Source organism: Paenibacillus sp. N3.4 (assembly GCF_008017805.1).
GTDB lineage: Bacteria > Bacillota > Bacilli > Paenibacillales > NBRC-103111 > Paenibacillus_E.
Genome location: NZ_VRTT01000010.1, coordinates 54,105 through 69,023, shown reverse-complemented (window position 1 = coordinate 69,023; position 14,919 = coordinate 54,105). Strand labels below are relative to the sequence as shown.

16 protein-coding genes, 1 tRNA gene and 3 riboswitches are annotated in these 14,919 nt (G+C 44.6%); of the genes, 8 read left to right on the top strand and 9 right to left on the bottom strand.

From position 1 onward, the window contains the following. Positions 1-109: 109 nt before the first annotated feature. The gene (locus tag FU659_RS07655) at positions 110-1,054 is read right to left on the bottom strand and encodes a hypothetical protein (RefSeq protein WP_222708497.1); all 945 of its coding nucleotides are present in this window, start codon (positions 1,052-1,054) and stop codon (positions 110-112) included. A 130-nt stretch (positions 1,055-1,184) separates the two neighbouring features. On the opposite strand from FU659_RS07655, the gene FU659_RS07650 reads away from it, so the two are divergent. From FU659_RS07650 to metE, 6 genes are all read left to right on the top strand, one after another. Then, positions 1,185-1,258: transfer RNA gene (locus FU659_RS07650), tRNA-Arg, on the top strand. Positions 1,259-1,530: 272 nt separating this feature from the next. After that, a riboswitch (cobalamin riboswitch) is annotated at positions 1,531-1,721 on the top strand. Positions 1,722-1,909: 188 nt separating this feature from the next. After that, on the top strand, positions 1,910-2,632 hold the full coding sequence (locus FU659_RS07645; RefSeq protein ID WP_147947061.1) for an energy-coupling factor ABC transporter permease: 723 nt from the start codon (positions 1,910-1,912) through the stop codon (positions 2,630-2,632). 2 nt (positions 2,633-2,634) lie between these two features. Then, positions 2,635-2,919, top strand: coding sequence for an energy-coupling factor ABC transporter substrate-binding protein (locus FU659_RS07640; RefSeq protein ID WP_147947011.1), 285 nt, complete (start codon positions 2,635-2,637; stop codon positions 2,917-2,919). Next, positions 2,916-3,719: a cobalt ECF transporter T component CbiQ gene (gene cbiQ / locus FU659_RS07635; RefSeq protein WP_147947010.1), complete on the top strand. Its 804-nt coding sequence runs from the start codon at positions 2,916-2,918 to the stop codon at positions 3,717-3,719. Before FU659_RS07640 ends, cbiQ begins: the two co-directional genes overlap by 4 nt. Further along, positions 3,716-4,558, top strand: a complete 843-nt coding sequence (locus FU659_RS07630; protein WP_147947009.1) for an energy-coupling factor ABC transporter ATP-binding protein — start codon at positions 3,716-3,718, stop codon at positions 4,556-4,558. Before cbiQ ends, FU659_RS07630 begins: the two co-directional genes overlap by 4 nt. 38 nt (positions 4,559-4,596) lie before the next feature. After that, positions 4,597-4,794: riboswitch (cobalamin riboswitch) on the top strand. Positions 4,795-4,938: 144 nt separating this feature from the next. After that, positions 4,939-7,236: a 5-methyltetrahydropteroyltriglutamate--homocysteine S-methyltransferase gene (gene metE, locus FU659_RS07625; protein ID WP_147947008.1), complete on the top strand. Its 2,298-nt coding sequence runs from the start codon at positions 4,939-4,941 to the stop codon at positions 7,234-7,236. A 105-nt stretch (positions 7,237-7,341) separates the two neighbouring features. Here metE and FU659_RS07620 read toward each other — a convergent pair whose 3' ends face one another. Genes FU659_RS07620 through FU659_RS07610 form a run of 3 tightly spaced genes read right to left on the bottom strand, consistent with a single transcriptional unit; the run spans position 7,342 to position 8,926 of the window. Next, positions 7,342-7,707, bottom strand: coding sequence for a (2Fe-2S) ferredoxin domain-containing protein (locus tag FU659_RS07620; protein WP_147947007.1), 366 nt, complete (start codon positions 7,705-7,707; stop codon positions 7,342-7,344). After that, on the bottom strand, positions 7,704-8,036 hold the full coding sequence (locus FU659_RS07615; protein WP_147947006.1) for an ABC transporter ATP-binding protein: 333 nt from the start codon (positions 8,034-8,036) through the stop codon (positions 7,704-7,706). The genes FU659_RS07620 and FU659_RS07615 overlap by 4 nt, the downstream gene beginning before the upstream one ends. Then, complete coding sequence (locus FU659_RS07610; protein WP_147947005.1) at positions 8,027-8,926, bottom strand: ABC transporter substrate-binding protein; 900 nt, start codon at positions 8,924-8,926, stop codon at positions 8,027-8,029. The genes FU659_RS07615 and FU659_RS07610 overlap by 10 nt, the downstream gene beginning before the upstream one ends. A gap of 196 nt (positions 8,927-9,122) precedes the next feature. Continuing rightward, positions 9,123-9,326: riboswitch (cobalamin riboswitch) on the bottom strand. Between the two features lie 148 nt (positions 9,327-9,474). Between FU659_RS07610 and FU659_RS07605 the strand changes: the two genes are divergently transcribed. Next, positions 9,475-10,044 carry a hypothetical protein gene (locus FU659_RS07605; RefSeq protein WP_222708496.1) on the top strand — a complete coding sequence of 190 codons (570 nt, stop codon included), beginning with the start codon at positions 9,475-9,477 and terminating at the stop codon, positions 10,042-10,044. Between the two features lie 115 nt (positions 10,045-10,159). Here FU659_RS07605 and FU659_RS36895 read toward each other — a convergent pair whose 3' ends face one another. From FU659_RS36895 to FU659_RS07595, 3 genes are all read right to left on the bottom strand, one after another. Beyond that, complete coding sequence (locus FU659_RS36895; RefSeq protein WP_261807676.1) at positions 10,160-10,291, bottom strand: hypothetical protein; 132 nt, start codon at positions 10,289-10,291, stop codon at positions 10,160-10,162. A 134-nt stretch (positions 10,292-10,425) separates the two neighbouring features. Next, positions 10,426-10,539, bottom strand: coding sequence for a DUF4023 family protein (locus FU659_RS07600; protein ID WP_147947003.1), 114 nt, complete (start codon positions 10,537-10,539; stop codon positions 10,426-10,428). A 46-nt stretch (positions 10,540-10,585) separates the two neighbouring features. Further along, positions 10,586-10,942: a hypothetical protein gene (locus FU659_RS07595; protein ID WP_147947002.1), complete on the bottom strand. Its 357-nt coding sequence runs from the start codon at positions 10,940-10,942 to the stop codon at positions 10,586-10,588. Positions 10,943-11,120: 178 nt separating this feature from the next. On the opposite strand from FU659_RS07595, the gene asnB reads away from it, so the two are divergent. Beyond that, entirely contained in the window at positions 11,121-12,965 is a 1,845-nt protein-coding gene (gene asnB, locus FU659_RS07590) for an asparagine synthase (glutamine-hydrolyzing) (RefSeq protein ID WP_147947001.1), read from the top strand. Here the strand turns inward: asnB and rdgB are convergent. Further along, positions 12,962-13,678 (bottom strand): RdgB/HAM1 family non-canonical purine NTP pyrophosphatase, encoded by a 717-nt coding sequence (gene rdgB / locus FU659_RS07585; protein ID WP_147947000.1) that lies wholly within the window; start codon positions 13,676-13,678, stop codon positions 12,962-12,964. The genes asnB and rdgB overlap by 4 nt on opposite strands. Beyond that, positions 13,662-14,420: a ribonuclease PH gene (gene rph, locus FU659_RS07580; protein ID WP_147946999.1), complete on the bottom strand. Its 759-nt coding sequence runs from the start codon at positions 14,418-14,420 to the stop codon at positions 13,662-13,664. The genes rdgB and rph overlap by 17 nt, the downstream gene beginning before the upstream one ends. Positions 14,421-14,919 lie beyond the last annotated feature (499 nt).

The following is a 14,919-nucleotide window of genomic DNA, read 5'->3' as shown; positions in this document are numbered from 1 at the left end:
TTATGCCTTCCCCTCCAAAAATGTACCATGACATATTTTCACGTTACGCTCATTATAACCATTCTATTATAACATATAACATTTTCATTTCAAGGCAGGCTTTCACACCTTATGACGGATCAGGGTTAAATTGCTTGATGAAGGCTTGCAGAACGAGTTGTGCCCGCTTCCATTGCAAGGTCATAGAGTCAACAATTCCGTATGTATCGAGCAATTCCTCACGATTAACTGTCCCAAACAGTTTTTCTTGCAAGACCGCATGCAAGGCTGAAGCCCATACATCAACTGCGCCATCTTCCGCTTTTAATAAATCGGTGTAGATCGAAGTCCCATAGGCATAGGCCAGAAATTCCCGCCAAGTCTGCTCAGCAAAATAAACAAAATCCGGCTGACTGATTTCACTAATATCCCCGACCCTGCGAATCATATCACGAATTGGCGCCGGGAAATCCTCCGTGCATAGAGGCGTTTCTTCAATCTCAACAGCAATCATCTGCCCATTCTTAGGGTATTCGATAAAGCCGAACTCTCCCATTTGCTTTAAAGCCTGCAGCGCTTTGAACTGAAGATGAGGATGTCTGGGCTTTTCGCATAACCATTCCTTCACTTCGCGGCTAGCCTTTGTTTGTTCGACAAAAGCGAGCTGTTCAAGGGCATTGACTTGCTGCTCTAAGTTTCCCTCACGCAGCATCGTTAGAAGTTTCAATACAAATGCGCCATCGTCAGCTGTCTTCTCTTGAATATACTGCCGAAGCAAATCCGCTTCTTCCTCTTGATCTTCTTCGCTTAAAGGAGATGATGGGAACATAGACTCTGGATTCATAGTCTGGAGCCAATGAAGTAAAGCTTCCCACTGCTCCGCTTTGTGAGTATCCACATTCGGAAATTGCAGTAGAAAGGTTAGAAGCTGCAAAGCATCGCTATACTGCTCGGTTTGTAAGAAGCGAGTGAGCTCTCCCTCATAGTATTGCTCGGTTTTCGGAAAAAGAATTAAATTATTACTTACTGTTTCGGTTATCGTGATCACCTCAAAAATCTTGGTCCCGCTGGTCACAGTTTACTTGATTGGAGAAAGGATTGCAAAATAAACATTCACAAGAGGGTTGACTTCTCCTAAAACGATATGATACTATAACTCTTGCTTCGCTACACGGATCGCATCCGTAAGGTAAGAAGAGGTCTATGTCCCAGTAGCTCAGCAGGATAGAGCATACGCCTTCTAAGCGTACGGTCGGGGGTTCGAATCCCTCCTGGGACGTTCTGCAAGTAAAAAAAGATCGCGAGAAATCGCGGTCTTTTTGTTGTTTCCAGTAATAGAGCTGTAATTTCCTTCTATATAATACTATATTTTGGCCCCCCATAGTTGTTGCACTTAGTTCAGCTCCTCCCCGTACTTCCGTTCAGTATCCATATACACAAAATCGTCACATTTCACTCCATCTAAAGCCAGCTCAACGGAATGAACCTTTTGAAAAAGCAGCCAATCTAATGCTACGACTCTTCCTTTTTGTGCTATACTTAATTCAATTGCATAATATGAATAAATGAGGTGCCCTTGCGTAAAACAAGGGGTAACAGGGAATCGGGTGAAAGTCCCGAGCGGTCCCGCCACTGTATTCGGGGAGTTTCTTTCCATCATGTCACTTGAGAACCATTCAGGGAAGGCGAAAGAAAATGACGATCCGAGAGCCAGGAGACCTACCTTCATTTATACACCCAGAAACCTTCGTGGAAAGGAGCGGTGTACGTACAATCTTATGACAACACGAATTTCGGTTGTCATCTATTCGCACGTACCCACGGCCAGTCCTACTAGGATTAGCCTTTTTTTTGTTCACTTTATCCCTATCAAGGAGGATGTAGCTTGAAGACTAAAAAGACAAAATGGTTGAATTTTTTACTGGTTGTAATGGGTTTTGGCCTCTATCTGTTCATTAATGAACCTGAATCAGCTCATGCCATGCACATTATGGAAGGATTTTTGCCTGTAGGCTGGGCGATATTTTGGTGGGCTGCTTTTCTTCCTTTCTTTTTCTTAGGCCTTCGTTCATTAATCAAAATTACGAAAGAAAATCCCGAACTGAAAATCATGATCGGTCTCGCAGGCGCATTTACTTTTGTTCTTTCGGCGCTGAAAATCCCTTCCGTGACCGGAAGCAGCTCGCATCCAACTGGAACAGGTCTAGGTGCTGTCATGTTTGGCCCTCTGCCAATGAGTGTTCTGGGTTCGATCGTCTTGCTGTTTCAAGCCGTCCTGCTAGCACATGGCGGTTTAACCACACTCGGCGCTAACGCATTCTCTATGGCTGTCTCAGGGCCTATTGTTGGTTACTTCATCTATAAATCCATGATGAAAACAACAGGCAAACAAAAGTGGTCAATTTTCCTTGCCGCTGCACTCGCTGATTTGTCTACGTATGTAGTTACTTCGATTCAATTGGCTCTTGCTTTTCCAGCGGAGCATGGAGGATTTCTTACATCGTTCTTGAAATTCGGCGGCATTTTTGCCATCACACAAATTCCGTTAGCTATTAGTGAAGGGATTTTAACGGTATTAATATGGAACTGGCTACAATCCTACAGCCCCAATGAGCTGTCTATTCTCCAACGTAAAATGAAAGGTGTGCAGTAAACATGAGTAATCGCATGAAAAATATGTTGATGGCCGTCAGTGTTGTTTTACTAGCTGTTCTACCATTGATTTTTGTCAAAGGCGAATTCGGTGGTGCCGACGATGCCGCTGAAAATGTGATCAAAATGCTTCATCCTTCCTACACGCCATGGTTCTCTTCTTTATTCGAATTGCCTCCGGAAACAGAAAGCATGCTATTTGCCCTGCAAGCTGCTATCGGAGCTGGTTTTATTGGTTTTGCTTTTGGCGTGTTTAAAGGAAGAGCATCCAAAAATAAAGCCCAATGATCAAGCTTATTGATACGCTATCCTATCAAAACTCCTTACGGGCGCTTTCGCCCTTATGGAAATGCGGGTTCGCTGTTGCCATGCTTCTGCTTTCTTATCTTTCGCATCCCGTTACTCAGGTCCTTATCGCTTGTTGGATGGCCATCTGGACGATTGTTTACGCACAAATTCCAACCAAATATTATTTCCTAGTTGTCGGGCTGGCCTGCTTATTCTTTGTAGGAAGCCTGCCCGCTTTAATTATTGATGTTCGCCCCTTGCATGAAACGTTGGGAGCCCATGATCAGTTCATAGCTATCTCCATTTTTCAGTGGCGTGTATGGATAACCACTTCCGGTTTAGGACTGGCAGCTCTTTTATTTGCCCGAGTTATAGCAAGCCTTTCCTGTATGATGTTCATCATGTTCAGTACGCCCTTCTCGGAACTGCTGCAGGTGATGAAGAAAGTTCGCGTACCCTCTCTCGTCTTGGAAATCATGCTGATTATGTACCGATTCCTGTTTATTCTGTTTGAAATTGCCCACGATATGTTTATCGCCCAGCAGTCCAGAGGCGGTCAAACCGGCTTCTCTAACAGATTGAAAGATACAGCCATGCTGATCGTCCAATTGTTTATGAAGACCATGCAGCGCTATCGCACGATATCCAACGGACTCGTTTCCAGAGGGTTTACGGATGATATTCATTTCGCGCCTTATGAAGCAAGGCCTGTGCCTTTTCGATATAAACTGGAAAGCAGCTGTGGGTTCCTCTTATTGCTGTTTTTAGAAATATGGCTTCGATGGAGGATCATCCGATGAGTTCAATTCTGGAAACCCTTGAAGTAACGTTTAGCTACCCGGGTACACAAGCAAACGCTCTTAACAAAATGAATATTCGCATTCCAGCAGGCAAAAAGACAGCCATTTGCGGGCATAACGGCTCAGGCAAATCTACACTCTTCCTTCAGGCTATTGGCATTCATGCCCCTACCTCCGGCCAGGTAATGTGGAACAACCAACCTTTGACGTACACACGCAAGGAGCTTAAACAGTTGCGTCAAGACGTTGGCCTTGTCTTCCAAGACCCTGAACAGCAGCTTATTCTGAACACACCTTATGAAGATATTTCATACGGCTTGCGCAACGCCGGGTTGCCGGAGGCGGAAATTAAGCAGCAAACAGAGGCTATTCTGCACACGATGAATCTTACACATCTAGCGCAAAAGCCGATTCATCATTTGAGCCTTGGCCAAAAGAAGCGTGTCGCCCTAGCCGGGGTTCTGGTGCTTCAACCCAAGCTGCTGCTGCTGGATGAGCCCACGGCTTATTTGGACCGGATATCGGAGCAGCAGCTTCTTGCAGAGCTTAACCGTATCCAAGCAAACGGCATGACGCTGGTAATGGCGACCCATGATATGAACTTGGCTTACTCATGGGCAGATTGGATGTTAGTCCTAGATCAAGGCAAGTGTGTGATGGAAGGTACACCTGACGAGATTTTCAGCAACTCGGAAGCGATAAAGACGTTAGGTTTGGATCTTCCTATGCTGCTTGAATTATGGCTCTCTTTACCTGAAACAACTCGTCAGATCAACAAAGCACCTAAGAGTATCGAAGATTTCAAGCAGCTTCTCGAAAAAAGCTTTGCATGTTTATAAGATTAGTTGTATATTTATTCAGTAACATTCAATGAAAATCGCATATTGTGGGAATAGGTGCGCTGGTTTTTCAAAGACAAACCAGCGCTTAAAAGGGAAGATCGGTGCAATACCGACGCGTCCGCCACTGTAACAGAGGAATAAACGCCATCACTGCCACTGATCGCAAGATTGGGAAGGCCGGCGTTTGATGATGATTCTGGAGCCAGGAGACCTGCCTATTCTGACAGCACTGCTTTACCTACGGGAGATAGGGAGGTGTTAGAGATGGCAACCACTGTACACACATACACGGGGTATCTTTAACCTTTTTTACAAACAGGTTAAGGATACCTCTTTTTTGATTTTATCCAAATAACGCCTAGGAGGCATAAACTTTCATGAGTCATACATTAAGCAGTAACCTTGGTTATCCAAGAATCGGAGAAAACAGAGAATGGAAAAAGGCTTTAGAAGCATTCTGGTCAGGTAAAGTTGAAGAACTTGCCTTTAATAAGCAAATTGAACAGATTCGACTCGATAATCTCAAATTGCAACAAGCCAAGGGAGTCGACCTTATCCCTGTCGGTGATTTCAGTCTCTACGATCACATGCTGGATACAGCCACTATGTTCGGACTCGTTCCTAAGCGATTTCCCTATGAAGGCGGTGTTGTTCCCCTCTCTACTTACTATGCAATGGCCCGCGGAAGTCAAGGGGCAACAGCTTGCGAAATGACCAAATGGTTCAATACCAATTACCATTATATTGTACCGGAATTAAACGAGGCGAAACCCACTTTAACCGTCAACAAACCGCTGGAAGCTTACCGTGAAGCCAAAGAAAAACTAGGTATTGATGGAAAGCCCGTCATTATTGGTTTGTACACGTTTCTTAAGCTGTCTAAAGGCTATAAATCCGATCAAATCGATGCGCTTATAGAAGAATTACTTCCTCTTTATACGCAAATATTGGCAGAGCTCGAACAAGAAGGGGCCACATATGTTCAAATCGATGAGCCGATCTTCGTGCAATCGTTAGCCAAATCGGATATCAGTCGCATCCAGCATATTTACGCAACGCTTGCCAAAGCGGCTCCTAATCTGAAACTGATCTTACAAACGTATTTCGATTCCGTTGAGCACTACGAAGATCTCATTCAGCTTCCTGTTCACGGTATCGGTTTAGACTTCGTTCATGGATTAGAAGCCAACTTAAAGCAGATTCAATCCTACGGCTTCCCTTCGGACAAAGTTTTGGCAGCTGGCATAATTGACGGAAGAAATATTTGGCAAGCTGATCTCACGCAAAAATTGGATCTTCTACACATGATTTCTTCCTTCGTATCAAATGATCGACTTCTGATCCAGCCTTCATCCAGTTTGCTTCATGTGCCTGTTTCGACTCGCAAAGAAGTCAAGCTTGAGCCGATCCTGCTCGATGCTTTGGCATTTGCCGAACAAAAGCTGGATGAGATCACTCTTATAACGAAGGCAATAAACGTAGGTAAAACGTCTGTAGCTGCTGAGTTAGCCAGTAATCAAAAAGTCCTTTCAGCATTAAACACTTCCGCGTATCGGAACAAACGGAATGTTCAAGAAGCAACTGCGAATATCGCCAGTCTTCCAGCTGCAAGAAATAGCAGCTTTACGGCTCGTAGAGGTATCCAGGAAGCGAAATGGCAGCTTCCCTTCTTGCCGACAACGACGATTGGTTCCTTTCCGCAAACGATTGAAGTGCGCAATGCACGCAAAAATTGGAGAAACGGACAATGGACGCCAGAGCAATATGAGCAGTTTATCCAAGAGCAAATTGGTCACTGGATTGCGCTGCAAGAGGAGTTGGGACTAGATGTGCTCGTTCATGGGGAATTCGAGCGTACCGATATGGTCGAATTTTTCGGAGAGAAGCTGGTTGGCTTCGCCTTCACTTCGAATGGTTGGGTGCAGTCCTACGGTTCCCGCTGTGTAAAACCCCCTATCATTTTCGGTGATGTGGAATTCGTTGAAGCCATGACCGTTAAGGAAACAGCCTACGCGCAATCTCTGACACAGAAGCCTGTTAAAGGCATGCTGACAGGTCCTATTACGATTCTGAACTGGTCCTTCGTTCGCAGTGATATTACGCGGGAGCAAGTTGCTTATCAAATTGCTTTGGCGCTTCGTGAAGAAGTAGAAGCCTTGGAACAAGCAGGCATCGAAATGATCCAAGTCGATGAACCGGCGCTTCGTGAAGGACTGCCCCTCAAAAAGCAAGACTGGCAAGCATATCTGGATTGGTCGGTACTGGCCTTCCGTTTATCCACAGCTACTGTCCGAGATACGACGCAAATTCATACGCATATGTGCTACTGCGAATTCCACGATATCATCGATTCCATCCGCGCCCTGGACGCGGACGTCATCTCCATTGAAACTTCCCGCAGCCACGGCGAATTGATTCACAGCTTTGAAGAGCACACTTATGATCAAGGCATCGGATTAGGTGTCTACGATATTCATAGTCCTCGTGTGCCATCTGTTGAAGAAATGGTAGAGATGATAGAGCGAGCACTCCAAGTATTAGAGCCTGAACTATTCTGGATCAATCCGGATTGCGGTCTCAAAACAAGAAGCAAAGAAGAAACCATCGCTTCTCTCAGAGTCATGGTAGAGGCCGCGAAATTGTTTAGAGAAAGAAAACTGGCAGCGATTCAATAACTATAAAACAAAATACGAAAGACCTAACGGGAATTAAGATTTAGTCCGCTAGGTCTTTTTTGTTGTCACACGTTTGTAGGCACGCAGCGTGGGCATACGTTCCATTTATTTCGCGGCTCGACTTTTACCTGCACTTCCGTTACCTGTCGGCACAAAGGTTTCCGCATAGCTGTATATCATATTCTCTTCTATCGGTTGGCCATTCAGCAAGTGTTCTCGCACAAGTCTTCTTCCAAGCTCAGGCGTCATCTCTTTGTACCAAATCCCTTGCGGGTATACCGTTACCACACAAGCATCTTCACAGCGACCATTGCACCGTGTTCTCGTCGTATGAATCAGATTCTCTGCTCCGTGACATGCAATCTCATCTCGGATGGCTAGGGTGGTCTCGTCACCCAATTTCTTTAGGCAAGAACCGCCATTACAAATTAACACATGATGCTGAACGGTAGATAAATCCCAAGTACTCATTTTTTTCCTCCTTCTTCTAAAACAAAGCTCGGATACTGCGGCACATCAGCCATTAAAGACTGGGTATAAGGGTGCTGCGGGTTCCCCATTAGTTCGCTTGTCCTCCCCTGTTCCACCAAGACGCCTTCATGCATGACCAATATACGTTTACATATCGAAGCAACCACCGTAATATCATGAGAGATAAATAAATAGCTGAGTTTACGAGATTTATGTAAGGATTGGAGCAGTTCAATGACCTGCGCTTGAACCGAGACATCCAGCGCCGAGAGACATTCATCCAGAATGATTAGTTCCGGATTAGCAACGAGGGCACGAGCTATACACATTCGTTGACATTGTCCTGAAGAGAAGGCACTTTTTTAATATTCAACCATAGGTTCGACGTACTGCCAATCGGGAAGTAAGTCTGAAATTTCGCATCCTTCTCATAGGACACCCGCTGCTCCACTTCAACATTCATATCGCCATCTGCATCGCCATTTTTAAGCGCGAGCAATCTAGATTGTCCATCCGTACCAAGTCTGGCTTCCAATCGCTGCAGCTTCGGTTTTTCTCCCCAGTATCCGGGAAATGCTTCTGCAATCAATAATTCTCCCGGTGTGAATTGGATTGGCTTCATAAATCCGGTCAGATCAGTCTCTTTATTAAATTTATCACCGATCAAATCCGCTTGCGCCGCATTATGTATAGCAAAGGCTGCTAATTTAAAAATAAAGGAAGGATCAGGCTTTGGCGTTTTGATTTGCAGATGTGTCGCATCCTTGACGATAAACTGAACACCGCCGAGCTGAGAGGGGCCACGTTTGTTTAGCTTCTGATGACGCTCCAAAGCAGCCTTTACGGCAGCTGCATCCATCACAGCCCCACTCCAGAACTTAACATTCTGCTGCAATTCTACCTCCCAGACAGTAGGTTCTACGTTCTTCCACGATCTGGCTAACCATGGGCGTATCGATCCATCATCATTCTGATACACAAGCGGTTCTGCGATTCCATCGGAAGTAATGCGCTGCGCGTCAATATTCGTTGGATCTAGCGATCGAGGCATATTGAGAGTCACATATTTGAGCACTTGTTCTTTGGCGGGCACCACAGAAGCAGGTGTGGATTCTTTGACTGTTTGGCTTTTTGGATTCGAACAAGCAGACAAGACCAAGATAAGAATGGATAAGATCAAAGTAATTCGAGCATATTTGCTTTTATAGGTTGTAAACATAGCTGGAAGAACCTCCTGTGAGTGTGTAATGAATTCTTTTGTTTAATTGTAAATATTACATTTAAACAATTATTCATGAGTTTTGCTGTTTTGTCAACTAAAAAAGGCGTCCTCCCCTCTTCAAACAAAGGGAAAGACGCCTATCGATTATATGCGAATAGTTCATCTAACACCTCCCTATCTCCCGTAGGTACATAACAGTGCGCAGATCTAGGCAGGTCTCCTGGCTTCAGGATCATCATCAAACGTCAGCCTTCCCAATCCAGCGATCAGTGGCATAGTGACGTTGACTTCTCTGTTACAGTGGCGGGACCGCGTTGGCTTCAAACCAAACTTCCCTTTTAAGCTTACCGATTGTATGCATACATAATCAGCAAGCACCTAAATCCGATATGAAATTGAATGAGTCATAAACTCATTCTTTATCTTAACCTATCATTGGTTTTCGTACAAGAAGGACGCTGATCCCAAGTCGACGGAAAATAAGTTCGCGCAACCAAACAGATAAGTTCTCGTCTAAAGGAAATAGAAGGATTTTTGATTGAGGCGTGGGAGAGGGTGTGCTGTTTAACGTGGAGAAGAAAACTCAAAATCTTTTATTTGGTTTAATTATTGTTTCACTTATTTGTTCAGCCTTTATATACAATCAGCAAAAAAAGGTTGAACATGGCATAAAAATGACTTTGGAAAGTATCGTAGGCAGTTCGCTTTTTAAAATTTGGAGTACCTATGAGGCTATAGCTTCAAATCCAATTAACAAATTGACAATAGAACATCTAGTAGACATTCATGATAAGCTCTCTGTCATGGAAGCTAATTCAGAAACAGTAGATTCTGCAACATCGACTGATTTATTAAATCCAATAAATAAAAATATGATAGCAATAACTGAAAGTATAAAAAACAATTACGAAGAGAATAAAAGGTTCACAGAAGACGATCAAATTAAATTTTCTACATTCGTGCAAAAAACAAATGAGTTACTTTCTATATTGACACGGGCTTATTATGTGCCTGGTTCTCATGAAGGAGCTAAAGTGACATTGAAAATGAATAATAAAGAAGAGTTGATAGCATTTAGAGATAACTTAGGGAAATATATGTCCAGTGTACAATAAAACTCAACTATTGTATAAAACGGCAGAGGCAGCCTCAGACAATTTTTTCTTGTCCAAGGCTGCCTCTGCGTTTATCTTCCGCTATACCAGTTGATAGACTCCAATTAAGAATCCTTTAGACTGAAGGTCGATTAGGCTGATGCTGCCCCGGCTCTGTGGACGGTAAATTAGATTGGATACTGGAAGCTTGCTTCGAATTGTCAATGGCACTTTGGTTTTTCTCATCCATATTTTTCTTTTTACTCATAAACGTCTTCATCCTCTCTAAGTGAAATCATAGCTGCCTTAGTATGGAGAAAAACGATATGAAATATGCTAACGGGTAAGCAAAAGCCTGTAAGGAAATTGTTCCCTACAGGCTCTTATTGGTGCCATTACACGCTAGTGCTTTTTGTGCGGCAAGTTACCGCCGGGTTGACCGTCACCTTGTGTCCTCAAATTCTTTGCGGCTTTCCTCTGTTTGTCGTGCAGCTTGCTGATGAAATGACTATCCATGAGCATTCGCCTCCTGAAGAAAGAATGGCACTACCTCTTTAGAATGTCACACGAGCTCTAAATTTAACCGCATGGCAAGATTAAGAATTGCCCCTCTTGCTTCTGCATCTGTTTTAACCTTTTCGTAAAGCTCCTCAAAGTTGCTGCGATTTTGAATAAATGCAGGTTCGGTTCGAATCGCTGTTTGTGTCCAGTTAATCAGAACGTTCTCCGCTTGCGTAAGCTCATTATAAGCGCGGTGTAAACCGACACGCTCAATAATTTCTTCCATTTCTTCCTGTCCAAGTTCTTTTCCTTCTTCAGCTAATTCGGCGATTCGTTTATCTGCTTGGTTACTGATTTGTAGAAAGTGCTCTCTGGATGCCAAATAATCAATTTGTGCCTTGGAATGCTTCTTTTTCATAGTCATCACCTTTATCATTTAGTAAGTAATAATTGGATTTATTGTAACAGTCTTGTCCACAAAACACAAAATCCAATTAAAATGACCGCCTGGTTCCCCCTATCGGACAGACATTTTATACCCGTAGATTGCATACCCTTTATCATCATGCTCTCTTAAAGGAAAGGAATGAACGTCTATGTGCGGAATAACGGGTTGGATAGATTGGCGGAAAGACTTGACCGGGTACCCGTCCATTCTAGAAAATATGACGGAGACCCTCCATCTGCGTGGACCAGATGCTTCCGGCACGTGGATTTCGCAACATTGTGCACTTGGGCACCGGCGCCTCAGTGTCATGGATCCAGAGAATGGCGCTCAGCCCATGGTTCGAAAACAGGGAGACTACACGTATACGATTGTATATAATGGTGAACTCTATAACGCCCCTGAATTGAAAAAAGAGCTCGAACTGCGTGGGCATCGTTTCCGCACCACTTGTGATACAGAGGTGCTGCTTGTGGCCTTTATCGAATGGGGGAGATCATGTGTCGATCGATTAAACGGCATTTTCGCTTTCGCAGCTTGGGACGATCAGGAACAATCTCTGTTTTTGGTTAGAGATCGGCTCGGTGTAAAGCCGCTTTTTTATTCTCATCAGAACGGCGTGCTTCTATTCGGCTCTGAGCCAAAAGCTATTCTTGCCCACCCTGATTTCAAAGCAGAGGTTGGCGCGGAAGGATTAGCTGAAATTTTCGCAGTCGGTCCTGCGCGCACGCCCGGACACGGCATATTCCGTAATATGTCTGAGCTCAAACCAGGGCAATGCGCCGTCTTTGATCGCAACGGCTTATCCATTCGCACCTATTGGAAACTGGAAAGTAAGCCTCACCCCGACGACATCGCAGCAACGGCTTCACAAGTTCAGCAGTTACTTCAAGACACTTCGAAACGTCAGCTAGCCTCTGACGTACCGATTTGCACACTCCTTTCCGGTGGGCTCGACTCGAGTGCATTAACGGCTCTGGCCGCTAGTCATCACCAGGAGCTTGGGAAAGGCCAGCTGCATACTTTTTCAGTGGATTATGTGGACAATGATAAGCACTTTAAAGCCAACATATTTCAACCAAACTCAGATACCCCATGGATTAAACGAATGACGGAGCATTTGGGGACGGAGCATCATTATGTTGAGTTCGACACACCTGAGTTGGTGGAGTCACTGAAAACAGCGGTTTTTGCCCGTGATACACCAGGGATGGCCGATGTAGACGGGTCTCTTTATTTATTTTGTCGGGAAATCAAAAAACAAGCCACGGTAGCTATTTCTGGAGAAGCTGCTGACGAAATCTTCGGCGGGTATCCATGGTTTCATAATGAAGAAGCTTTGGCAGCCGAAACATTTCCTTGGTCGCTCAAGCTGAACAATCGTGTGGATCTTCTCGCTCCTGATCTCATCGATTGGATCAAGCCTATCGAATATGTCGGCAATCGTTATCAGCAGGCGCTTAGCGAAGTGCCGCGATTAGCAGGGGAAACCCAACAGCAGAACCGAATGAGAGAAATGTCCTATTTAAACATCACTCGCTTCATGCCTACACTACTTGATCGCAAGGATCGCATGAGTATGGCGGTTGGCCTTGAAGTTCGTGTCCCTTTCTGCGATCACCGGCTGGTGGAATATGTATGGAACATTCCTTGGGAAATTAAAACCTCAGGCGATCGAGAAAAAGGAATATTGCGCAAAGCATTGAAAGGCGCTCTACCCAATGACGTGCTAACTCGCAAAAAAAGCCCATATCCCAAAACACACAATCCCAACTATTTAACAGCAGTTAGAAAGTGGGTGCTTGAAATTCTGGACGATCCAAGTTCCCCCTTGCTGCCCTTTATTGATGTCAAAAAAATACAGGCCCTCGCCAGCTCAGAAAATAACGATTTCGATCTTCCTTGGTTTGGACAATTAATGACAGGACCCCAACTCTTCGCTTACTTGATACAAGTGGATACATGGCTGAGAAGCTACAAGATATCCATTCGCTAAAACAAAGAAACCTGCTCTTCCACCGCATGAGTGGGAGCAGGTTTCTTCGATGAATCCATGAGGCTACATATCCTTTGGCCAGGCAGCCTGTCCAAAAATAAGCGTAATGCTTTGGCCCGATGACTCATTTCATTTTTCTCTTCAACCGTTAATTCGGCCATCGTTTTGTCGAGGGCAGGCAAATAAAACAAGGGATCGTATCCGAATCCACTTTCGCCTCGCGCTTCACCTATGATATAACCATCGAAACGATCCTCAGCTTCAATAATTTCATTGGCGACAGGATCGATCAAGGCCAACGCGCACACGAAGGAAGCTTTGCTAAGCAGCTTGGGGTTCGCGGAAGTAGCAGAATCCCCTTCAGCATTAGGGAGCTCGCTTAATGCTTGCAGCAGCTTGGCGTTATTGTCAGCATCCGTGGCATTCTCTCCGGCGAACCTTGCCGAATAAACACCAGGGGCTCCGTCAAGAGCAGCTACACACAGTCCGGAATCATCTGCAAGCACGGGCACATGCAAATGCGCACTAATAATTTGCGCCTTAATCCGAGCATTCTCTGCGAAGGTTGTTCCGCTCTCAATAATTTCCGGAAGATCCGTGTAATCGGTCAAGCAGCGAACTTTATACCCTTTGGCGCCAAACAGCTTGGCAAATTCTTTTACTTTTCCCTCGTTACGAGTCGCAATAACAACAAAATTACTCTGCAGCTGCATGCTCTACACCTCGAATGCGATCAGCGATCGGGCCGAGAACCTTACGTTGCTCTGCAATCATCGTATGAATACCCGTTTCTGCCAATGCCAGCAATTCGTCCAGTTCTTTGCGGGAAAAAGGTGCGTCCTCACCAGTCCCTTGTATTTCGACAAATTGACCTTGACCGGTCATAACAACGTTCATATCCACCTTAGCTTTGGAATCCTCTTCATAGTTAAGATCCAATCGGGCAGTGTCGTTAATAATACCAACACTGACGGATGCCAAGAAATCGTTAATCGGAAACTTCGACAGGTTTTTATCCGTCGCCAGCTTATTCATGGCGAATGCCATAGCAACGAAAGCCCCGGTTATCGATGTTGTGCGGGTGCCGCCGTCCGCTTGAATCACATCGCAGTCAAGTGTGATTGATCTCTCGCCCAACGCTTCCAAATTAACGACGGAACGAAGTGCGCGTCCGATAAGACGTTGAATCTCCATCGTGCGTCCACCAAGCTTGCCTTTGGCCGCTTCACGTTGATTTCTAACCTGTGTAGCCCGAGGAAGCATCGAATATTCCGCTGTCACCCAGCCTTTTCCTTGACCTTTCATGAAAGAAGGGACGCGCTCTTCGATGGTTGCTGTACAGATCACTTTGGTATCGCCGACTTCGATCAATACAGAGCCTTCCGCGTGTTTTATATAGTGAGGGGTTATTTTCATAGGTCGTAATTCTTGATTTGTTCTTCCGTTCGTTCTCATAACTATTCGTTCTCCTCCTGTTGCTTCCCTAAAGAAGCTCTTGTTCCTTAACTCCCATTGTAATGTAGTACAGAGCTTTTGTAAAAAAAATTGGTTGAAACTCTAAAAATTGAGCTTTCGACAAACGTTTGAATGCCTTCATAATTCTGTTTCATAAACAGATTAATTGCGTCTAAATATTTTTTTGATTCCGCTGCACTTATTTTGAATAAAGCTTCAAAGCTTGTTTTAGTATAGGTTTCATCTACTACTCGCAATTCGTAATTCGGTTCATCCAGAACATGGTAGACATGATACCGATTATTGTTATATAAAAACTCAAGCATGAAGAGTCCTGGCAATCCGTTGAGTTTCGTCGTATTCGTGATCCGTATTTTTTCTTTGAAACCTTCCTTCCCTATATGACGTCATTTAAACGATCCTCGCAACTTCCTGCCGAGCCATTGATTTTGCGCTGAGAAAACCCCTATGCAAGCCGCCTTGTCAAAGACAAAGCATC